At 33.6% G+C, this 22753-nt stretch carries 20 protein-coding genes; 7 read left to right on the top strand and 13 right to left on the bottom strand.

What is annotated here, in order from left to right; all coding sequences use genetic code 11:
• Nucleotides 1-64 precede the first annotated feature (64 nt).
• Together FNW52_RS07745 and aroQ are read right to left on the bottom strand one after the other, a co-directional pair.
• The gene (locus tag FNW52_RS07745; protein ID WP_143376884.1) at nt 65-2530 is read right to left on the bottom strand and encodes a DUF5686 and carboxypeptidase regulatory-like domain-containing protein; all 2466 of its coding nucleotides are present in this window, start codon (nt 2528-2530) and stop codon (nt 65-67) included.
• Between the two features lie 87 nt (nt 2531-2617).
• On the bottom strand, nt 2618-3031 hold the full coding sequence (gene aroQ, locus FNW52_RS07740; protein ID WP_143376883.1) for a type II 3-dehydroquinate dehydratase: 414 nt from the start codon (nt 3029-3031) through the stop codon (nt 2618-2620).
• A gap of 315 nt (nt 3032-3346) precedes the next feature.
• Between aroQ and FNW52_RS07735 the strand changes: the two genes are divergently transcribed.
• Together FNW52_RS07735 and xerD are read left to right on the top strand one after the other, a co-directional pair.
• Nucleotides 3347-3949, top strand: a complete 603-nt coding sequence (locus tag FNW52_RS07735; protein WP_143376882.1) for an outer membrane beta-barrel protein — start codon at nt 3347-3349, stop codon at nt 3947-3949.
• Nucleotides 3950-4029: 80 nt separating this feature from the next.
• On the top strand, nt 4030-4932 hold the full coding sequence (gene xerD / locus FNW52_RS07730) for a site-specific tyrosine recombinase XerD (RefSeq protein ID WP_143376881.1): 903 nt from the start codon (nt 4030-4032) through the stop codon (nt 4930-4932).
• Between the two features lie 73 nt (nt 4933-5005).
• Here the strand turns inward: xerD and FNW52_RS07725 are convergent, their stop codons facing one another.
• The 4 genes from FNW52_RS07725 to FNW52_RS07710 form a co-directional block, all read right to left on the bottom strand.
• On the bottom strand, nt 5006-5578 hold the full coding sequence (locus FNW52_RS07725) for a Uma2 family endonuclease (RefSeq protein WP_143376880.1): 573 nt from the start codon (nt 5576-5578) through the stop codon (nt 5006-5008).
• A gap of 115 nt (nt 5579-5693) precedes the next feature.
• Nucleotides 5694-7256 carry a ribonuclease Y gene (rny, locus tag FNW52_RS07720; protein WP_143376879.1) on the bottom strand — a complete coding sequence of 521 codons (1563 nt, stop codon included), beginning with the start codon at nt 7254-7256 and terminating at the stop codon, nt 5694-5696.
• A gap of 208 nt (nt 7257-7464) precedes the next feature.
• Nucleotides 7465-7758 (bottom strand): cell division protein ZapA, encoded by a 294-nt coding sequence (locus tag FNW52_RS07715; RefSeq protein ID WP_143376878.1) that lies wholly within the window; start codon nt 7756-7758, stop codon nt 7465-7467.
• A gap of 8 nt (nt 7759-7766) precedes the next feature.
• Nucleotides 7767-8057 carry a hypothetical protein gene (locus FNW52_RS07710; protein ID WP_143376877.1) on the bottom strand — a complete coding sequence of 97 codons (291 nt, stop codon included), beginning with the start codon at nt 8055-8057 and terminating at the stop codon, nt 7767-7769.
• Between the two features lie 269 nt (nt 8058-8326).
• Between FNW52_RS07710 and FNW52_RS07705 the strand changes: the two genes are divergently transcribed.
• The 4 genes from FNW52_RS07705 (at nt 8327) to FNW52_RS07690 (ending at nt 14305) form a co-directional block, all read left to right on the top strand.
• The gene (locus tag FNW52_RS07705; RefSeq protein WP_143376876.1) at nt 8327-10024 is read left to right on the top strand and encodes a M23 family metallopeptidase; all 1698 of its coding nucleotides are present in this window, start codon (nt 8327-8329) and stop codon (nt 10022-10024) included.
• 12 nt (nt 10025-10036) lie between these two features.
• Nucleotides 10037-12502 carry a TonB-dependent receptor plug domain-containing protein gene (locus FNW52_RS07700; protein WP_255515524.1) on the top strand — a complete coding sequence of 822 codons (2466 nt, stop codon included), beginning with the start codon at nt 10037-10039 and terminating at the stop codon, nt 12500-12502.
• Between the two features lie 147 nt (nt 12503-12649).
• Complete coding sequence (locus FNW52_RS07695) at nt 12650-13372, top strand: hypothetical protein (RefSeq protein WP_143376875.1); 723 nt, start codon at nt 12650-12652, stop codon at nt 13370-13372.
• 120 nt (nt 13373-13492) lie between these two features.
• Nucleotides 13493-14305, top strand: coding sequence for an alpha/beta fold hydrolase (locus tag FNW52_RS07690; protein ID WP_143376874.1), 813 nt, complete (start codon nt 13493-13495; stop codon nt 14303-14305).
• Between the two features lie 405 nt (nt 14306-14710).
• Here FNW52_RS07690 and FNW52_RS07685 read toward each other — a convergent pair whose 3' ends face one another.
• The 7 genes from FNW52_RS07685 to FNW52_RS07655 form a co-directional block, all read right to left on the bottom strand.
• Complete coding sequence (locus tag FNW52_RS07685) at nt 14711-14944, bottom strand: hypothetical protein (RefSeq protein WP_143376873.1); 234 nt, start codon at nt 14942-14944, stop codon at nt 14711-14713.
• A gap of 31 nt (nt 14945-14975) precedes the next feature.
• Nucleotides 14976-15677: a DUF2971 domain-containing protein gene (locus FNW52_RS07680; protein ID WP_143376872.1), complete on the bottom strand. Its 702-nt coding sequence runs from the start codon at nt 15675-15677 to the stop codon at nt 14976-14978.
• 94 nt (nt 15678-15771) lie between these two features.
• Nucleotides 15772-17598 carry an ABC transporter ATP-binding protein gene (locus FNW52_RS07675; protein WP_143376871.1) on the bottom strand — a complete coding sequence of 609 codons (1827 nt, stop codon included), beginning with the start codon at nt 17596-17598 and terminating at the stop codon, nt 15772-15774.
• Nucleotides 17599-18633: a YhcG family protein gene (locus FNW52_RS07670; protein ID WP_143376870.1), complete on the bottom strand. Its 1035-nt coding sequence runs from the start codon at nt 18631-18633 to the stop codon at nt 17599-17601.
• Nucleotides 18634-18641: 8 nt separating this feature from the next.
• Nucleotides 18642-20369, bottom strand: coding sequence for a phospho-sugar mutase (locus tag FNW52_RS07665; RefSeq protein ID WP_143376869.1), 1728 nt, complete (start codon nt 20367-20369; stop codon nt 18642-18644).
• Nucleotides 20370-20607: 238 nt separating this feature from the next.
• Nucleotides 20608-21564, bottom strand: coding sequence for a glycosyltransferase family 2 protein (locus FNW52_RS07660; protein ID WP_143376986.1), 957 nt, complete (start codon nt 21562-21564; stop codon nt 20608-20610).
• Nucleotides 21565-21568: 4 nt separating this feature from the next.
• Nucleotides 21569-22111, bottom strand: coding sequence for a DUF4199 domain-containing protein (locus FNW52_RS07655; protein ID WP_143376868.1), 543 nt, complete (start codon nt 22109-22111; stop codon nt 21569-21571).
• A gap of 236 nt (nt 22112-22347) precedes the next feature.
• Here FNW52_RS07655 and FNW52_RS07650 point away from each other — a divergent pair, with 236 nt between their 5' ends.
• A complete protein-coding gene (locus tag FNW52_RS07650; protein ID WP_035667703.1) occupies nt 22348-22599 on the top strand; it encodes a type B 50S ribosomal protein L31 in 252 nt (83 codons plus the stop codon).
• Nucleotides 22600-22753 lie beyond the last annotated feature (154 nt).

The following is a 22753-nucleotide window of genomic DNA, read 5'->3' as shown; positions in this document are numbered from 1 at the left end:
AAAAAAAAATAAAACCCAATACAATTTATAAATGTATTGGGTTCTTTATTTTTAAGAGGTAAGTTTAATTCAAAAACTTCAATCCAACGATTACACCGTCTTTTTGAAATCCATTTTGGTAGGAACGCACATAATCCAGTCGAAATATTTTGAACTTTCCAAAACCAAGATTGTCCAAACCTACACTGTATTCAGCATAAGGACTTGTGTGTGGTACCGCAAGTAAGTGATAGCCTAAAACTAAATTCGATTTTAACTTATTCAATAACGGGATTTTATTCATTATATAGCCTTTGTCGTTGTGTTCGGTATGCAACTCAAAATAGCTGTCATTGGTGCTATTGGTATAATAAGGCATTAAATTAAACACATTCAAATAGCTTTCTGACAACCCGATATAAGTTTGGTTTCCATTAAAATGCTTGTAATCAATAAATGAGATTTGGTCGGCATTAAAGAATTTACCTCCTTTTGCGTTTAGAGATAGAATACCTTTGTTTCCTAAGGTAGCGTTATAAGTTATCTTGGCTTTTGCATGGTCAAACTCATATTTCTTTTCGCTTCCCGCAAATCCTTTTTCAAATCCAAAAGTCAACACGGGATATTTATCATTTGATTGGTTGTACTTTCCGTCAGGGCGGGAAATGTAGTCTTGATCAAAATTAATATTAGCTTCTATTTTGGCTTTTACTAAATTGTATTTTTCAAAAGCTGGTGTTATATTGTCATTTGGAGCCAATGGATTATTAGAAGTGTAGTCTTTGTCTTTTTGTAAAAAAGTGTAATCCGTGTTGTTAAATAAAGGTTTGTTTTCTAAATAATCAACTTTGGCCTTGAGGAAAATTCCATTTGTAACTTCCCGTTGATACAATAAAGAAATAAAATTATTTTCATAAATCTTCATGAAATTTTCTTTAAAAAATAAAGTGGTAACAGAGTTCAATAACTCTGATATTGGGTTATCTCCGTTAAATTGCGCTATACGACTTCCTCCAGAAATTTGAATTTCGCTTTTATTGATATTGTTGAATTTATGGATAAAACTTCCTGTTGCTCTGAATTGAGCTTCGGAGAAGCCGTAATCAAAATCAGCCCCAAATCGAGTGTATTTCCCTTTTTCACGGTCGGTTTTTGTATAGGATAACCCGGTAGCAATTTTCCAGCCTTGCACGGTATTGAAATTGATTCCAGTTAGTAAGCCTCCATAATTGGCTGACCATTTTTGAAAGGAGTTTTTATAGGTGTAGCCCATAATTATATCTGGAAAGTGAAATTTATTCTTTTTTTTATCGATAGAATCAAGATATACCTGTGATTTTTTCTTGGTTTGAAGAATGTCTTTCTTGGTGTAATCTGTACTTTCTTCGATGGTTAAAGGAATGGGACGGATGGTATTCCAATACGCATCATCTTTTTTATTGGCATTTTCTTGAAAAGACAATATCTCTTTAGTAAATGTTTTTTTTGTAAAAGGAGGATCAAACTCAAAATTAGAGAAGACATAAGTAAATCTGCCTGATATATTGATGCCTAACATTCCAAAAGTAAAATCGATTGATTGAGTGTTTTTTATCCAAATTTTAGAAGTAGTATTATAACTGAAATTTTGTTTTAAAGTCAATAAATTCAAAGCGGGATTTTGCATTTGATCTCCTTTAATAGAAACATCGACAGCATAAATAGCCCAACTGTCCTCTACGATATAAATGTAGCCTTCCATGACAGGCTCAGACGCTCTTTTTGGAGTGACTTTTATTTTATTGATTTGTTGGTTGTTTTCATTGTAAAACGACCCTTCGAATTTGTATTTGTAATAACCAAAAGCATTGTCCGCAATAGGAGAAACCACATTGACATCAAAAGGTAAATAATTATCATAAAAATCAAAATTAGCAGAAGCGGCATTATTAAAACTGAACCCATTATCCTTGCCACTTACTTTGGAGGCAATAATAGTCTCTTTCATTTTATCGGGCTTCTGAAAAGCAATTTTAGAAACGGTTTCCGATAAATAGAGAATGCCACTTCGGGTTGAATCTAGCACTTCATCAAACATGTCCAGTTTTTGCCCTAGAATCTTTTTGGGAGCATCTTTGATTCGGAAGATACCTCGGGAATAAAAATCGGCTTTGTATTTAGCCGTTTTTTCGATGTTTACTTTCTTATTCGCAATAGCGTTTTTTATAATTTGGTTCGCGGGATTGTCTTTTAAATTAATCACAACTTCATTTAAAGAAAGACTTTCTTCGATCAATTTTACATCCAAACTATGAGGAAATGTGAGGACGTCGATGGCTATCTTTTGAGTTTTAAAGCCTAAAAATTGGAACACAATCGAGTGCCTGCCTATTTTTTTTATGTTTAGTTCGTAATATCCCTGTTCGTTTGTAGTAGTTCCATTGTAAGTATTATCTTCATATACGGTAACATAAGGCAGAGGATTCCCTTTTTCATCGGATAGTTTTCCTTTAATTTGAGCAAAATTGAATAAGCTGATAGATAGGAATAGCAACAAAAAAGCGTTTTTCATAAATGTAGTTTTATGTTTGACGCTTCTTTGTAAGGGATGTTACATATAATAATGCACGGCTTTTAATAAAATTTTGTTAAAAAAGTATTACAAAAAGTATTGTATTGCCAAATCATAGCTTTTTAAACCAAAACCAAGAATTACACCTTTTGCATTTCCTGAGATATAAGACTGATGTCTGAAACTCTCACGAGCATAAGTGTTCGAAATGTGAACTTCGATTACAGGAGTGCTTACTGCTTTGATAGCGTCTCCAATCCCAATAGAAGTATGGGTGTAGGCACCAGCATTAAGAATGATACCGTCGTAAGTAAAACCCAATTCTTGTATTTTGCCAATTAATTCTCCTTCAATATTGCTTTGGTAGTAAGTCAATTGTATTTGAGGAAACTTATTTTCTAAAATTTCAAAATAATCTTCAAATGTTTGAGTACCGTAAACTTCGGGCTCTCTTTTTCCGAGTAGATTTAAATTGGGACCATTAACGATGGCTATTTTCATAAGGTTTGTTTTTTGTAAAAATAATTAATCCATGGTGAATATGGATGACATTTTTATCAAAAAACCTTTGTTTTTTTAATAAAGCGGGCGTGGATTTATTTTATTAAGAAAAAACCTTATACAATCTAGTCTTGTGTGTTTTTATTTTGATACTATTCTGTTAAGTATTTTGTTTTTAGTCGTTTATATTTTTGTTTATTTTTTAAGATTAAGGAACTCAAACCTTCTTTTATGATTAAATTAAGTTTTAGTTAACGCATTTTGGTTAGTATTTCGTACATTTACTTTTGTATAAACAAGCAAAAAACAAACAAGATGAAAAAAATTAGTGTATTATTAGTAGCGATATTTGCGTTTAGTTATGCAAATGCACAAGATTCTGGAATGCCCAAAGCGACTTTTTCTAAAGGGAATATGTGGCTTGAGGGCGGGATTACTTTAACTACAGGAGATAGTAGCAATGATTATTTTGCATTAACACCTAAGTTTGGTTGTTTTTTAGATGAGAAATGGGCTATAGGTGGAGATTTTAATATTTCATCGGTATCTTATTTGCCCAATAGCAATAACCTTGATAAATCAAGTTCGTTCGGAATTGGAGTGTTTGCAAGATATTATTTCTTGAGTTTAGGTAATTTTAAGGCTTATGGCGAGGCAGGTTTAGGTTACAATCATACAAAATTAGAATATTTGAATAATACGACTAATATGAATAATGACATCAAAGCCAATATTGATTTAGGAATCAACTATTTCTTCGCGCCTAAATGGGCTGCTACATTTACGCTAGCTGAAATTTTAAGTTATAATAATGCCAAACCGGAAAATGGGTCTAGTAGTAGCGACTTAGTTGTAAATGTGAATTTGTTTAACAATATTTTCGCTCAACCAAAATTTGGATTGCTATACAAATGGTAGTTTAAAATAGTTGTAAAATTATATGAACCTCCTTGCTCGGGAGGTTTTTTTATGGCCAAAAAAGTCTTTACTTTGTTGCTATGAATTGGCAGTCGTATATAAAAAGTTATCAGTCGTATCTGAAAATTGAAAGAGGATTATCAAAAAACACCATTGATAATTATTCTTTTGATATGGAACGGTTGTGCTTGTTTTTGGCGCAAAATGAGATTCAGGTTTCGCCTGTTGTCATAAAGGAAGAAACAGTACAGCAATTCATTTATAACGTTTCTAAAGAAGTGAATCCTAGATCTCAGGCTAGGATAATTTCAGGGTTGAAAAGTTTTTTTTCGTATTTAATATTCGAAGATTTTAGAAATGATAATCCGATGGAGTTGATAGAAACTCCAAAAACAGGACGTAAGTTACCCGATACATTGGCTGTTGTCGAAATTGATGCGCTTATCTCGGCAATTGATTTGAGTTCGAATGAAGGAGAGCGCAATCGTGCAATACTGGAAACTTTATACGGCTGTGGACTTCGAGTTTCAGAATTGGTAGCCTTAAAGATATCGGATTTGTTTTTTGAGGAAGGTTTTGTCAAAGTAACAGGGAAGGGGAATAAACAACGTTTTGTCCCTGTTGGAGATTTAACTCAAAAGTTTATTGAAATTTATAAAAACAACATTAGAACCCAGCTCAATATTCAAAAAGGATTTGAAGATACTTTGTTTTTGAACAGAAGAGGGAGGCAATTGACTCGGGCAATGATTTTTACTATTATCAAAGATTTGGCTGTAAAAATTGATTTGAATAAAAGCATAAGTCCTCATACATTGAGGCACTCTTTTGCTACCCATCTTTTAGAAAACGGAGCTGATTTGCGTTCGATTCAATTAATGCTGGGTCATGAGTCTATCACGACAACAGAAATTTATGTCCATTTGGATAGAAAATTTTTAACCGAAGTCCTTAATACTTTTCATCCAAGGAAAACTGTATAATCTGTGTTGTAAAAATGCATGGTAAGGGTGTGTTATTTCGATAGAAATCTAAAAATGTTAATCTACAATCTTTTTATTTGAATTTAACCCCTTTATATATTTTAGATAATTGCATTTCGATACCAACAGTTGAAATAGGAAGGCTATTTTCTATTGAAATATATTCTTCAAAAGTCCATGTGTTGTCTTGATTTCGAGTAAATTTTTCGACAGAAATACATTCAGAATCAATTAGAATGTATTCTTTCAGAGTATTAATATTTCTGTATAAAGTAAATTTACCTCCCTTGTCATAATTTTTTGTAGAAGGAGATAATATTTCAAAAATAACAGAAGGATTTGTAGCGGTGTCAAAATGATCATCCGTTTCTGCTATTTCTCCGCAAATGATAGTGAGGTCAGGGTAGGTATATAAGCTGTTTTTAGGAATATGTATTCGAACATCATTACCATAAGGTTGGCAATCTTTTCCATCTAATTTAAGGCTTAATTCAAACGAGCAATTCATCGAAATTTTGGCATGCGAAAACGAAGCTCCACTCATAGCAAAAACTTCTCCTTTATAATACTCGTGCTTTACTGTTGCTAAACGTTCAGCATCCAAATATTCCTTTTCAGTTATATGTTTTATTTCAGGAAGTCCCATATTAGATAGTTTTAAACAAAGTTAGTTTAAATTTCAAATAAAATTCAATAAAAAATTCCAAATTACAATTTGTAATAATTGGAATTTGGAATTTAAAATTTTGAGATTTAGAATTTTACTTCGCGATATTCACGGCTCTGGTTTCTCTAATTACCGTAACTTTTACTTGACCTGGATACGTCATTTCAGTTTGGATTTTTTGTGAAATTTCGAAAGATAAAGTTGCTGCATTATCATCAGAAACTTTTTCGCTTTCTACAATAACACGTAGTTCTCTACCGGCTTGAATGGCATAAGCGTTTTTTACACCGCTAAATCCGTAAGCTACTTCTTCAAGGTCTTTTAAACGTTGAATGTAAGAGTCTAATACTTGTCTTCTGGCTCCTGGTCTAGCTCCCGAAATAGCATCACAAACCTGAATGATTGGAGACAATAATGACTTCATTTCTATCTCGTCGTGGTGTGCTCCAATGGCGTTGCAAACTTCTTCTTTTTCACCATATTTTTCAGCCCATTGCATTCCTAATAAAGCGTGTGGTAAATCACTTTCCGCATCTGGAACTTTACCAATATCGTGAAGTAATCCTGCTCTTTTGGCAAGTTTAACATTCAATCCCAATTCGGCTGCCATAATTCCACAAAGTTTAGAAACTTCACGAGAGTGTTGCAATAAATTTTGTCCGTAAGAAGAACGGTATTTCATTCTACCTACTACTTTTATCAATTCAGGGTGTAAACCATGAATTCCTAAATCGATAACAGTTCGTTTTCCAACTTCAATGATTTCATCATCAATTTGTTTGGTTGTTTTGGCAACTACTTCTTCAATGCGAGCTGGGTGAATACGTCCGTCAGTAACTAATTTATGCAATGCCAAACGAGCAATTTCTCTACGTACAGGGTCAAAACAAGAAAGGATAATAGCTTCTGGAGTGTCATCTACAATGATTTCTACGCCGGTGGCAGCTTCTAATGCTCTAATATTTCTTCCTTCACGACCAATAATTCTACCTTTTACGTCATCTGATTCTATGTTGAAAACAGATACGCAGTTTTCTACTGCTTCTTCAGTTCCAACTCTTTGGATGGTGTTAATGATGATTTTCTTTGCCTCTTGTTGTGCCGTTAATTTAGCTTCTTCGATAGTATCTTGAATATGCGACATGGCTTTGCTCTTAGCTTCGGCTTTTAAGCCTTCTACTAATTGGTTTTTGGCTTCTTCAGCAGATAATCCAGAGATTACTTCTAATTGTTGCAATTGACTTTTATGAAGTTTATCTACTTCTACTTGTTTTTTGTCTAAATTTTCAATTTTAGAAGTGTATTCTTTAGTTTTTGATTCAAAATCATCATTTACCTTTTTCGCTTTTGATAATTCGTTAGAAATTTGAGATTCTTTGTCACGTACTCTTTTTTCTACCTCGGCTACTTTTTTGTCTCTGGATAGAATTACTTGTTCGTGTTCAGATTTTAATTCGATAAATTTTTCTTTTGCTTGAAGAATTTTATCTTTTTTAATGTTTTCTGCTTCAAGATTAGCGTCTTTTAGGATAGAAGTTGCTTCTTTTTTTGCGCTTTTAATTAAATTAGAGATGTTACTTTTCTCAATGACTTTGGCGATACCAAATCCTGCTGCAATACCCGTAATTCCCGAAATAATTATTGTTAAGATGTCCATGTTTGTTAAAATTTATATATAAAAAAGCCTACATTAGATTGCTTGTATAAACTCGGAAAGACAAGTTTTGAGCTAACTCACTGTTCAAGTTTCCTCGCCGAAGCGTGGCATGCTTTAGTAGTGATGATTTGCTCATTCTAAATTGTTAGTGTTGAGTTTACCAAATATGAACTAATGTAGGCAGTATCTTAGTTTGTGTAAAGAACGTTTAATTTTCGAGATATTGATCTAAAATTGTATTGATTTTGTTTAATCTTTCAATGGTTTCATCTCCATTTATAGCGTTATCAATATGTTTTTGTTCTACTTGAGAAGCAAATTGTAAGGCGCACATGGCCAATACATCTTGTTTGTCTCGAACGGCATAATTTTCTTCAAATTGCTTTATCATAGCATCAATTTTTTTAGAAGCACTTCTAAGTCCTTCTTCCTGAGAGAAATCTACCGTTAACGGGTACACTCGGTCTGCAATTGATATTTTAATTTTAAGCTTTTCATCCATATTTTTTACTAATCTGATAGCTGTGCTATACAGTAATCAATTTCACGAATTATTGAATTTATTTTAAGCTTTGTATCTCTTTTATTTTCGTCACTGCCTAATAATGTATTGGCTATCTTGAGTGTTTCTAATTGTGTTTTTAATGATTCAATCTCTGTTGATTGAGTTTGTAGTAACACTGCAGCATTTCTTAATTCTAAAGTTATATCTTGATTGTTTTTTTCTAAAGTTTTAATTTTAAAAAAAAGTTTTCCAACCTTATTTTCAAGAGTATCAATTATTTCTGCAATCACACTCATTATAATTCCTATTCATTACTTAATCTTACAAAGTTAGTATTCCTTTTTATTATTACAATATTTTATCGATTTTTTTACATTAAAAAAACCAATTAGTTAAAAATCAGTTTATTGTATTTTGGTTTTGTTTTGTCTTGTGAGTTTTAGTTGCTTTTTTTATCTTAGCAAAAATGTATTCTATGAAATGAGCATATTCCAAAATCGGTCGCAAGCACTAATGATGTTATGCGAATTACATTTGACCGATAAAATACAATAAATATTTGCAAATGAAATTTTCTTTTTTCCTGTTCCTTTTCTCTAGTGCTCTTTTTGCTCAAACCGATTATCCCAAAAACTATTTTTGTTCTCCAATTGATATTCCGATGCAATTATCCGGGAATTTCGGAGAATTGAGACCGAATCACTTTCATGCGGGTTTTGATATGAAAACCCAGCAAAGAGAAGGGTTAAACGTGTATGCTGTGGCTGATGGCTATGTTTCAAGGATTAAAATTTCCACTTTTGGTAACGGAAAAACAATTTATATTGATCATCCAAACGGATTTGCTTCGGTGTATGGCCATTTGCAAAAAGCTGCTGATTCTATTCAAAATTTTATAAAGAAAACGCATTACAAAGAGCAGTCTTTTGAAATCGAGATGTATTTCAAGCCCAATGAAATGCCCGTTAAAAAAGGACAATTAATTGGAGTTTCAGGAAATACAGGGGCTTCCGAAGGGCCTCATCTGCATTTTGAATTTAGAGATACAAAAACGGAGAAAATCATTAACCCCATGTTTTTTGGTTTTGATGCTTTAATGAAAGACACGAAGAAACCAATAGTTTCAAATTTGTATGCTTACCCTTTAGATCCAAAAACTACGGTCAATCATGCACAACGCCCTATCGCAATCAATTTGTCCTTGCAGAAAGACGGAACTTATTTGGCAGACAAAGTGGTTGCCAACGGGAAAATTGGTTTTGGCATCGCCACTTTCGATTATGATGATGTTTCTTTTAACAAAAATGGAGTTTTTAATGTGGACTTATCATGTAACGGAAAATCTATTTTTGGATATCAATTTAATACCTATTCTTTTGATGAAATGCGGTATGTGAATGCATTTATCGATTATTCCTTTTACAAAAAAACACAGCAAAGGATTCAAAAGTTATTTATGAATCCATCCTATAATCTGAGTGTAATTAAAACAGATGAAACCAATGGTGTTATTACAGTACTGCCCAATTTGACTTCGGTTTGTCGTTTGGAGGTTTCAGATTTTTATGGAAATAAAACCACGATTACTATTCCTGTAGCATATGATACGCTTTCGACCATAATAGAAAAAGAAGAAGTTGTCTCGAATTATGTGGTAAAAGCGTCAAAAGATTGCCTTTTTGAAAAAGATAAAAATTCCGTTTTCTTTCCAGCAGGGACATTTTATGATGACTTTAATTTGAATTTTGATGTGAAGAATACTATTTTGACGGTACATGACGATACGGTTCCTGTGCATATCAATTTTACCATTACTATGGAAAATGACAGTTATCTTGCCGATCAAAAAGATAAAGTTTTTATTGGACGAATAAATGGGGGGAAGGTAGGTTACAATACGACCCGTCGAAAAGACAATGTTTATGAGACGAAAGTGAAGACTTTAGGTCAGTATAAATTAGTTTTGGATACGATTCCGCCAGTCATTACGATTGCAAAGTCTATTGAAGGGAAAAAATTAGACAATCAAAAACTACTTCAAGTGAGTATATCCGATAGTTTGTCTGGAATAAAATTCTATAATGGCTATCTTAATGGAAAATGGATTTTGATGGAATATGATAACAAAACGAGACTTTTGACCCACGATTTTAATGACGGAATTGTAGCAGAAGGTGACAATGAATTAAAAGTGGTAGTAGTTGATAATGTAGGGAATTCTTCTATCTTTGAAACTCATTTTCAAAGAAATCAAAAACAATAAAAAACACAGCAGTTGAATAATTTAAGAATCCTATTTTGTTTTGCACTTTTCTGTATTGGTTTTACTTCATCAGCCCAAGCGTCTTATGTAGAAGGAGTTATTTTGAACAAAGACAATCTTCCATTAGAGAATGTAAATGTTTCTTGTTTGAATAATAAGAGCCAGTCTAATGAGAGTGGTTTTTATAAAATTGCTATTCCATCCAATCAAAAAGTGGTTATAGAGTTTACTCATGTTTCTTTGAAAAAGAGTAGTCTTAAAATCACTTTGAAACCAAAGGAAGTGTATGTTTTTAATATACACATGAATGATCAGGAGGAACAAATGGGTGAGGTTATAATAAACAGTAAAAACAAAAAAGCGGTTCAAGGGATTATTACTTTTGATGCCAAAGACATACGGTTTATCCCTGGTGCCAATGCAGGTATCGAAAACGTTTTAAAAACATTGCCAGGAGTAAATTCAAACAATGAACTAAGTACACAATACTCAGTACGCGGTGGAAATTATGACGAAAACCTGGTTTATGTCAATGAAGTCGAAGTGTATCGTCCTTTCCTAATTCGATCGGGGCAACAAGAAGGGTTGAGTTTTATCAATACGGATCTGGTTCAAAATATAGAATTTTCGGCTGGAGGATTTCAGGCGAAGTATGGCGATAAAATGTCTTCAGTCTTAGATATTACCTATAGGAATCCAACACAGTTTGGAACTTCTCTCGAAATGAGTCTTCTTGGCGGAAGCCTAGCTGTTGATGCGGTTTCTAAAGATAAAAAATGGACGGCAATTACGGGTATTAGATATAGAAATAATAGCCTTTTGGTCAACAGCCAAGAAACCCAGACGAATTACACTCCTTCTTTTGCCGATATTCAAACCAATATCAATTATCAAGCTTCTCGCAAATGGCAATGGAGTTTCTTGGGGAATATTTCTCAAAATAAATATTTATACCAACCGCTTACTCGTCAGACCAATTTTGGGACTGCTAGTGCGCCGATGGTTCTTGGGGTTTATTATGAAGGTAGGGAAAAAGATAAATACGATACGTACTTCGGTGCTTTAAAAAGTACTTATGAAGTGAGTGATACTTTTACCTTGAAATTTATCGGATCTGTATTTCATACCATTGAACAAGAATATTTTGATATTTATGCCCAATATCGATTGGGTGAAGTGGATGCTAATATCGGATCTGATACTTATGGAGATGTTGCCTTTTCGAGAGGGATTGGTTCTCAGCTCAATCATGCCCGTAATAATTTGGACGCCTTAATTGCTAATTTAGAAGTAAAAGGTTTTAAAAATTGGAAGCAAAATCAAATCGAATGGGGAGTGAAATACACCAAAGAATCTATTCGGGATCGAGTATCAGAATGGGAAGTTATCGATTCGGCTGGCTTCTCCATACGACCGCCACTTTTTTTGCCTAAAAAAGATGAACCTTACCAACCTTTTGCGGGATTGTTGGTTCCGTACCAATATGTAAGCGCTACTAATTTTACGGATATCAATAGATTTTCGGCCTATGCACAATGGGGAAGAAAAGACAATTTAGGTTCAAATGAAATATGGTGCAATCTGGGTGCACGAATGCAAAGTTGGGAGGTTACAGGCGATAATTTGAAAAGTAATCTTCAAACTGTTTTTAGTCCGAGAGCTCAATTTGCTATCAAACCCGATTGGAAAAAAGATATGCTTTTTAGGTTTACAGTTGGGGTTTACAACCAGCCGCCGTTTTATAGGGAGTTGCGCGATTATAATGGCGTAGTGCAACCCGATACGAAAGCTCAAAAATCGATAAATGTTGTTTTGGGGAATGATTATAGTTTCAAGATGTGGGAACGACCTTTTAAATTGGTAACCGAAGCCTATTACAAAAAAATGTCAGATGTAAATCCATACACGGTTGATAATGTGAGGATACGTTATGCGGCTGCCAATAATGCCACGGCCTATGCGCAAGGGCTTGATGTTCGATTGAATGGGGAATTTGTTCCCGGAACCGATTCTTGGATTAGTTTTGGCTATCTAAAAACCGAAGAGAATATCGATAACAAAGGGGATATTGCCAGACCAACCGATCAACGATTGAAGTTTGGTCTTTTGTTCCAAGATTATATGCCAAAGATTCCAAGTGTAAAATTGTATCTTAATTTGGTTTACAATACAGGATTGCCAGGAGGTTCTCCCTCTTATGCAGATCCGTATTTGTACCAAAACCGATTGAATGATTACCGCCGTGTAGATGTTGGGTTTTCCAAAGTGTTTATCGATCAAAAAATGGGGATGTCCAGTAAGAAATTTTTGAAGAATCTAAAAGAATTGTCTTTAGGTTTTGAAATTTTCAATCTCTTTAACAATCAAAATGCCATAACCAATACTTGGGTTCGAGATGTGTACACCAAAACAGAATATGCTATTCCGAATTATATGACAACCCGCGTTTTTAATTTGAAGTTAAGTGCGAGGTTGTAATGAGTGTTTTAGATTTTAGATTTTTTTGAATTTGCCTTACCATTGATATTGCAATTGATATTGCAATTGAATAAATCTGCGGTATATTTCCCTTTCCATTTTTAAAAATGATTACATTTGAGTTTATTTTTTAATATTAAAATTATTATGAGAACATCACATTTTGTCTATATAGGAATTTCACTTTTACTTTTAGCAAGCTGTAAAGAAGAATCAGAGAAGCCGAAAGTGATTTATGATGCCTCAAAAGTGACGAGAGAACTCACTAAAGCCGATTCGACTCAAATAAAAATTGCGGATTTGCCTATACAAATGCAAGGGACTAATTATCTGATTCATCCCGTAGGAGATTTGAGTGTTTATGAAAAAGGAACCAAAAATAAATACGGTTCTTCGAGTGTGAATGATTTGAGTTTTACCATATCAAATGCATCCGAGTATGAAATTACAGGCTATTTGCAAAATATGAAATTCCAAAGAATAGACTCCGATTCTATAAAAGCATTGACGGATAAACCTGTTTTGATTCAAACAGCAACTTACTTAAAAACGGTTGCCGATAAGACCAAAAATCAAATTATGGTTTATACGATGTATGATATGGATTCTAATAAAGACGGGAAACTCGACACTAGCGATATTAAGGCATTGTATCTAAGTAAAATAAGCGGCGATAAATTCACGAAAGTATCCACTGATTTTCAAGAATTAATCGATTGGAATTTAATCGAATCCAAAAATCGTTTGTATTTCAGAACCGTTGAGGACACCAATAAAAACGGAAAATTCGACAGTAAAGATGTAGTGCATTACAATTACATCGATTTGTCAAGCAAGGATTGGAAAGTGGAAAGCTATAATCCTATTTAATTTTTTTTAAGTATAAAAGAAAAAATTAGCTATGTAATGTGCCAATTTACAAGTTAGCTGCCAGTTTAAAGACCGACAACTAAAAATAAAACTCAAGAAATTAACAAAGAGAACGAATCAATGGAAAAATACATTTCATCTACAGACAACGTAAATATTCACTATACAGAAACAGGAAAAGGAAATACTTCCATAGTTTTTGTGCATGGTTGGCTCGGTAACGTAAATTGGTGGAATAGTCAAGAATCTTTTTTTAAAGAAAAGTATAATATTGTTAAAATTGATTTAGGTGGTCACGGAAAATCTGACAAAACAAGACGAAATTGGACTGGCGAACAATACGCAGACGATATAAAAACGGTTATAAATCAAATTGACACTTCCGAAATTATACTTGTTGGTCATTCAATGTCAGGAGCATATGTAATTGAAGCGTTTAAAGATTTACCCAAAGTAAAAGCTATTATTTTGGTCGACACTTTAAAAGATTTAGACCAAGAATTTACTCCAGAACAAGCCGAACAGTTTATGTTTAGTAATTATCGCAAAGATTTCAAATCAGCGGTTGAAAATATTTTGCCACAATATCTTTTTGTTGCAGAAACTCCTATAACTATAAAAAATCAACTTCAAAACGAATTTATTCAAAATAATTTTGATTTAGCAATAAATGCACTCAAGCCTTTATATGAAATGGATATTAAAAGAATAGCAAAATTGGTAGATATTCCTGTAAGAGCAATTAATTCTGATGCAACGCCAACAAATATAGAAAGCAATCTAAAATATTTTAAGAACTATAATTACAAAATCATCACAAGAACAGGACATTACCCAATGCTTGAAAAACCTGATGAATTTAATAGAATTTTTAAGGAATTAATTGAAGAATTAACTGTTGAAAAAGAAAACAAGTCAAAAAACGGCAGCTAACATCTAGCAAAAATAGCCGAAAAAGCCCTAAGTAGAATGAATAAAAGCCCCAACGGCTCGGATATGTGTTCGCAACGATAGCGCAGATTTGCAATCTGTGCCCACAAACAAAGTCAAGTAAAACAAGTAAAGACAATAAAAAACCTCGCAATTTCGAGGGTTTTTATGCTTAAATGTTGTTTATCCAACTATCATCAGGATCAAGATAAGTAGAAATAACATAATTATCTCTTTGTTTTTACTGGAATAAAAAACTCGTATTTTGTCATTCCGACGAAGGAGGAATCACATTAGTTGCTCACATTATGTGATTTCTCCCAAAAGGTCGAAATGACAAATACTCCTAATTGCTATTCCAGTAAATTTAACGTCAAAACGGTTTAACTCTTGGGGTCGGCTTGTCTTTTATAACTTATCAAGATTTTCTTTTTCGAGTTGAGCAATCATTTCAAAAGCATCAACAGGAGTTTGAGGGTTTTTAATTCGCTCTAAAACTATATCTTTGTGAGAATCTAGAATGCTGTAATTTTCAACGGTTGGCATAATAATTACCTCGACTGTTTTGGCTGTAAATCCTTCCGGAAGCACAACATTAAAAGAGTTGTTTTTTACTTCAATAAATTGTCGAATAGCGTTCATAACAAAATAATTTGTTGGGAGTTATAAAATCTCAAATCAAAATATCACTTTCTAAATCTGATTTTTCGATTTCAAAATCAAATCCTAGTTGTGTTACCAATTGAATTACCAGTTTTTTATACCAATTCTCGGATTTGGGATGGATGTAGATTTTTTCGATTAGTTGGCTAATGTCCACATTTATTTTTAAACCATCATTTAATTTGATGTTGTTATCTGCCACATCGGTAATGATGCGTACTTCACGTTCGTACTGAAAACTTTTTCGTTTGAACAAAAATGGAAAAAATAGATCATCAAACGGAATATACTCTTTTTTGTAATCGATGTAATTGACTTCGCCAATGAATTGCTTGTAATTTTTTTCGGGAACCAAAGCATCCTGAAGTCTTTTTACTGTAGATTGTATGGCTAATCCTTCGCTGTTTTGAGTGAAAATTTGCCACATGGCAAACGATTCGTATTCATTGATGTGCCAACTGCTAATGGCGACTTTCTCTCGATGGGTTTTGTAGTAATTTAAAAAGTCAGGATTGTTTGTAGCCAGTTTTTTGATTTCCTCAAATGTAGGTTCGCTAAAAGTGCCTTCGTATTGGTCTTCAAATTTATCCGACCGTGACATGAACAGTTTTTGCGAAAGCAATAAATCCAAAAACTTCGACAAGTCCAGATATTTCCATACAATGGTATCTGGATCTTGCGGAAGTTTTATGTTGGGATTGTTCAGGTACATAATTAAGGGGTATGAGTTTAAAAGTTTAGAAGGTTTATAAAGTTTAAAAGGTTAGCATAGAAACTAAACTTTTAAACTTTATAAACCTTCTAAACTATTCAAAGGATTGCATCGTTACCAATTTGTTATAAGTCCCATTCATAGCAATAAGGTCTTCGTGTTTTCCTTGCTCTACGATTTTTCCTTTTTGCATTACGACAATCAAATCGGCTTTTTGAATAGTCGAAAGACGATGTGCAATCACAATAGAAGTTCTGTTTTGCATCATGTTCTCTAGTGCGACTTGAACGAATTTTTCGCTTTCGGTATCCAATGCCGATGTAGCTTCATCCAGAATCATAATTGGAGGGTTTTTCAGAACAGCACGGGCAATGGATAGTCGTTGTTTTTGACCTCCAGAAAGTTTGTTTCCGCTATCTCCAATGTTGGTGTAAATGCCTTTTGGGAGGTCTTTTACGAATTCGTAAGCATTGGCTATTTTTAAAGCTTCGATGATTTCCTCATCGGTTGCGTCTAGTTTTCCTAATGAAATATTGGCTTTTATAGTGTCATTAAATAAAATACTGTCTTGTGTTACCAATCCCATCAAACCACGTAGCGACTGCAAATTCAAATCTTTTATGGCAATTCCATCGATAGCAATAGTTCCTTCATTTACATCATAAAAACGAGTTAGCAAATTGGCGATAGTACTTTTTCCGCTTCCAGATTGTCCCACAAGAGCAATAGTTTGTCCTTTTTTTACGGTAAGTGAAAAATCTTTTAAAACATTTTCATCCTCATATTTGAAGTTGATGTTCTGAATCGCAATTTCGGATTCGAAAGTTGATTTTTCTACAGCGTCGATTTTACTGGTAATTGGGTTTTCTTGATCCAAGATTTCTAAAACACGCTCTGCAGCTGCATTTCCTCTTTTGATGGCGTATGATGCTTTCGAAATAGATTTTGCAGGGGTAAGAATGTTGTATGCCAATCCCATATAGGCGATAAACGATGCGCCATTCAGTGTTTTGTCGATCAGAACCATGTGTCCGCCATACCAAAGCAAAATAGCGATAACCATAATTCCCATAAACTCACTGGCTGGAGAAGCTAGGTTTTGGCGATTACCAATACTATTCGATAACAAGAAAAAACGTTGAGTCGATTCTTGAAAAATGCGGTTGAAGTAATTTTCTGAATTATAGCCTTTTACCACTTTCAATCCGCCCATTGTTTCTTCGATAGTCGATAAAAAGATTCCTTGTTCTTCTTGTGCTTTAGTCGATTGTTTTTTTAATTGTTTTCCGATAAGGGAAATAACATAACCCGAAACAGGAATGAAAATAAATACAAATAGGGTCAATTGCACACTGATGGTAACCATTGTAATCAAAGTAAAAACAATCGTAAGGGGCTCTTTTACAATGAGTTCCAAAATAGACAAGAAAGAAGTTTGAACCTCATTGACATCGCCAGAAATTCTAGAAATCACATCTCCTTTTCTTTTTTCAGAATAGAAAGCCAAAGGCAATTCAATAGTTTTTTTGTACATGGCATTTCGCATGTCTCTCAAAACGCCATTTCGTAAAAAGGTGATAAAAAACATCGCTAGATAATCACATAAATTTTTAAGTAAAAAGATAGAAATGATTATCACGACCATTATAGTCAAGGTGCGTCCTACACCAAACGTATCAGTAGTGTGGGTAATGTAATAACTTAAGTAATCTTCGCCATATTTCTTTAGCTCCCAAATACCTTTGTAAACTGGCATTGTCGTATTTTTTTTGGTTTGATCAAATAAAACCTGCATCATCGGAATCAAGGATACAAAAGAAAGCGTGCTAAAAAGGGCATATAGTACATTAAAAAATATGTTCATATAAGCATACTTCGTGTACGGAATGACAAAAGGGAATATTCTTTTAAAATTGTTCATTTATTTTCTGTTGTTGTTTTCTGCTATAGCTATGGCTTTTTCCAATTTTTCTAGCAATAATTTTTTTTCGGGTAATTGAGTCAAATATTCTGCTACTTTGATATGTTCGTGATTATCAAGCATTAAATAATTGATTTGCTCGGGAGATTTTTCGCTACAAAGAATTAGGCCAATGGGTTTGTTTTCACCTTCCTTTTGCTCGTTTTTTTCTAACCAACGAAGATACAATTCCATTTGACCCTTGTAATTAGCTTTGAATTTTCCAAGTTTCAAATCTATGGCGACTAGACTTTTTAATCCTCGGTGGTAAAACAGTAAATCGATATAAAAATCTTCATTATCAATAGTTATTCTTTTCTGACGGGCTAAAAAAGCAAACTCACTTCCCATCTCAGTTATGAAATGTTGAAGCTGTGCCAAAATAGAACTTTCTAAGTCTCTTTCAAAATAACTATCATGTAAACCTAAAAAGTCTAAAAAATAAGGATCCCTAAAAGCTAAATCTGGACTTATTTTCTTTTCGGTTTCTAATGTTTTTAATTCATTGACAATAGTTTGTTCTGGTTTTTTGCTTATAGCCGTTCTTTCAAAAAGCATGCTGTCTATTCGTTCTTGCAAAGTTCTTACGCTCCACCTTTCGTGAACTGTCATTTGTATGTAGAATTCCCTTTTTATCTGGTTTTCTATATTGATAATTGAATATAAGTGAGACCAACTCAATTGTGCAGACAGTGTCTGCACAATTGTAATATCTTGAAAAACAGTGCTTAGTTTTATAAAGCTATGTAGGTTTCTTTTACTAAAGCCTGTTCCGTATCTGATTTGTAGTTCTTGACTTAAGCCTAAAATTACTTTCTTACCATAATCAGCTCTGTCGTTCTTTAGAATTTCATCATTGATACTTTTACCAATATTCCAATACAGTAAAGTCAGTTCTTGATTGACCGTTTTGGCAACAAAATGACGCGTTTGATCTATTAAATCGATAATCGAATTTAATAGTTGAGGAGTGTCATTTGTGTCAAGTTTGTCCATTTATTGATTTAGTTCAATTGCATTGCAATAATTATGTTTTTAATTTTTTCGTTCAATATCTCTTCAACTTCGATAAAATTGTCAACGCTGTCTAAGTGGGTGTTTACACTGATGTAAAATTTAATTTTAGGCTCCGTCCCGCTTGGTCTGGCGCATATTTTCGAACCATCTTCAGTGTAGTAGATTAGTACATCAGATTTAGGAATCTTCATAGTTTCTTCCTCATCTGTAAACAAGTTTTTTGCTATTGATGACTTGTAATCTTCCATCATAACCACTCTTTCTCCGTTGATTTCTTTTAATGGATTTTCGCGTAGGGAAACCATCATTTGGTTGATTTCGGCCAATCCTTCTATTCCTTTTTTAGTGATAGAAACCAAATGCTCCTTGTAGAAACCGTAATCTACATAATATTGTAACAAAGTATTGTACACTGAACTGCCATTGGCTTTGGCCTGTGCCGCAACTTCGCAAATCAATAAAGTAGCAGCAACGGCATCTTTATCACGAACGGCATCGCCAACCATATATCCAAAACTTTCTTCTCCTCCTCCAATAAATTCTAGCTCTGGGAAGTCTTTAATCATTTTGGCAATCCATTTAAAGCCTGTCAATCCCACTTTACATTCTACACCATAAGCAGTCGCCAATTCCATAATCATTGGAGTAGAAACGATAGTAGAACCCACGAATTGTTTTCCGTTTATCTTATCCGCTTTTTTCCATTGTTCTAATAGGAAAGCGGTCATCAAAATCATCGTTTGATTTCCGTTTAGCAAAATCATTTTGCCTTCGTTGTTTCGAACAGCCACTCCCAAACGGTCGCAATCTGGGTCGGTTCCCACAACAATATCAGCATTCAGTTTGTCTGCCAAAGCAAGCGCCATCGTCAATGCTTCTGGTTCTTCTGGGTTTGGCGATTTTACGGTTGGGAAATTTCCATCCGGTTTGGCTTGTTCCGGAACGATGTTTACATTCTTGTAACCCGCTTTTTCCAAAGTTGCAGGAACCGACATAATAGAAGTCCCGTGCAAAGAAGTAAATACAATGTTCAGGTTGTCTTTCGCTTCCTTTGGAGTATTGAAACTAGCATTATCAACAGACGATTTTACAAAAGCTTCGTCAATTTCTGTATCTATATACTGTATCAAACTTTCGTCTGCCGAAAATTTGATTTCGTTGTAATTTAAATTTTCAATGATATTAATAATAGCTTCATCTTCGGGCGGAACGATTTGCCCACCATCTTCCCAATACACTTTGTAACCATTGTATTCTGGTGGATTGTGCGAAGCAGTTAGTACAATCCCGCATTGACAACCTAAATATTTAAGTGCAAAAGACAATTCTGGAGTAGGTCTCAAGTCCGAAAATAAATAAACCTGAATCCCATTGGCAGAGAAAACATCGGCAACCACTTTGGCCAAAGATTGACTGTTATGACGGCAATCATAGGCAATTACAACCTTCAAAACTTGCTCCGGAAAAACAGTATGTAAATAATTAGAAAGTCCTTGAGTATTTTTACCCAACGTGTATTTATTGATGCGGTTGTTTCCAACGCCCATTACACCACGCATCCCACCAGTACCAAACTCCAAATTTTTATAAAAACTCTCTTCTAATTCTTTTGGCGAGGTAGTCATTAATTCTTTGATGGCTACTTGTGTTTCGTTATCAAATGTTGGGGTTAACCATTCGTTTACTGCGTCTAAAATGTTTTGTGCTATGTGCATCTTAAATATTTAGTTTAAATTGTTATTCTGTTTTGTTAAGGAAGAACATTAGCTTCATTAGGAGCTAATTCCTGCTATCCGCTGTATCTTTTCTTGTCTAAAGGAGACAAGAAAAGGATGCCGCTACTATCAGGGCTAGACCCGTAAAGCGAGAAACTCAGTTCTTATAATTAATTTTATTTAAAATTTAGTCTGTCAAATAGTTTTTTACTGTTCTATTCTCTAAACCAATAAAAAATTAAAAGTTCACTTCACTAGAAACTTTATAGCGCTCCTCATTATTTTTGGTTCTCAAAATAATCTCCCCTAGAAATCCTGCCAAAAACAATTGTGTTCCTAGAACCATCGTCGTTAATGCAATATAAAACCAAGGATTACTGGTTACTAAATTGTAATTCATCCCCATATACATGTGGTATAGTTTTGAAATCCCAATATAACCAGCCGATAAAAAACCAACAATAAACATAAAGGAACCCATAGCACCAAATAAATGCATTGGTCTTTTTCCAAATCGGGAAAGAAACCAAATCGTTATCAAGTCCAAGAAACCATTGATGAAACGTTCCATTCCAAATTTAGTTTCTCCATATTTTCTCGCTTGATGTTGCACTACTTTTTCGCCAATTTTTCCAAAACCGGCATTTTTTGCCAAAACTGGAATGTATCGGTGCATTTCTCCGGATACTTCAATGTTTTTTACCACTACGTTTTTGTAGGCTTTCAGTCCGCAATTAAAATCATTCAGTTCTACTCCAGATGTTTTTCTGGCCGCCCAATTAAATAGTTTTGAAGGTAGATTTTTGGCGACAACAGAGTCGTAACGTTTCTTTTTCCAGCCCGAAACCAAATCGTATTTTTGAGTGGTAATCATTTCGTACAGACCCGGAATCTCGTCTGGACTGTCTTGCAAATCGGCATCCATGGTAATAATCACATCGCCTTTTGCCTTAGCGAAACCAGCATGTAGCGCTTGAGATTTACCGAAGTTTTTCATGAATCGAATCCCTTTTACATTTGGATTCTCAGTGGCAAATCCTGCTATGATGTTCCAAGATTCATCAGTACTTCCGTCATCCAGAAAAATGATTTCGTAGCTGTAATTGTTCGATTTCATAATCGAAATGATCCAAGTGTACAATTCTTGCAGGGATTCCTCTTCGTTAAGAAGCGGTATGAGTATAGATAAGTTCATTAATTTAGAAGCTTTGTGGTTTTTCATTTTTTACTATTGCACCTATAATTAGGGAATAAATCAAGCCAAAGAAAGAATACATGGCTAATGTTACAGGTAAAACAATTAAAGGATTCATGAATTTTTTAACCATTGAAAGTCCCATTTCAATTTGTTCACTTGTCATATTTGGGTTTTTGGCTAGCATACCTTCTTTGGTAATAGCTATCATTTCATCAATGAATTCAGGAAAAATGAAATTAAAAATAACATTAAAAACAGCATATATAAGTGCAGCGAGAAAAGTTATAGAAATTCCTGTTTTGAGACTTTCTGTAAGAGATATAAATCCGTTGTTAATATTTTTCTTGTAATTTGTACAACCTATGTATACAAATAACAGAGGTAGTATTATGTAGTTAGCAATGTTTACAATTGATCCAACACTTGTATTGATTAATGATTTCATTCCTACTACATACATAATAACGAATTCCAATACCATTATAATACCGAATAAAACACCATACAAAACACCAGATTTTGCTGGCGATACATTATTTTCCATAGAGACTATTTTTATTAATCAACAAAGATAACAATTCCCAATATAATGGCGTGCAAAAAATGTTTTTTACCATGATATAAAAAAAGTCACGCAAAGGTTTGTATATTGGAAAATAAGTGTAAATTTGCAAACTCAAAATAATATTGTAAAACAAAAAGTTATAATGCGTTTATACCTTTTCTGTTAGAAGAAAAGCTTCAAGACAAGTTATAATTAACAAATAAAAAAGATTCAAGATGAAAAAAGGTGTACACCCAGAAAATTACAGATTAGTTGCTTTTAAAGACATGTCAAACGAAGATGTTTTTATCACTAAATCTACTGCAGATACAAGAGAAACTATTACAGTTGACGGTGTTGAATATCCAGTTGTAAAAATGGAGATTTCTAGAACTTCTCACCCTTTTTACACAGGTAAATCTAAACTTATCGATACTGCAGGACGTATTGATAAATTCAAAACTAAATACGCGAAACACGTTAAATAATTTTAACTTGTTTTCAAATACACTAAAGCCTCGCAATTTGCGAGGCTTTTTTTATGGAATTTATACAAGAAATCCCTGCATTAAGGAGGATTCCATTTCGATAAACATATAAAAATATTTGTAACTTTGCCGTGATAACCAAATCATATTTTAA

This window comes from Flavobacterium sp. ZT3R18, from assembly GCF_007097385.1.
Lineage (GTDB): Bacteria > Bacteroidota > Bacteroidia > Flavobacteriales > Flavobacteriaceae > Flavobacterium.
This window is presented reverse-complemented; position numbering and strand designations above follow the sequence as displayed.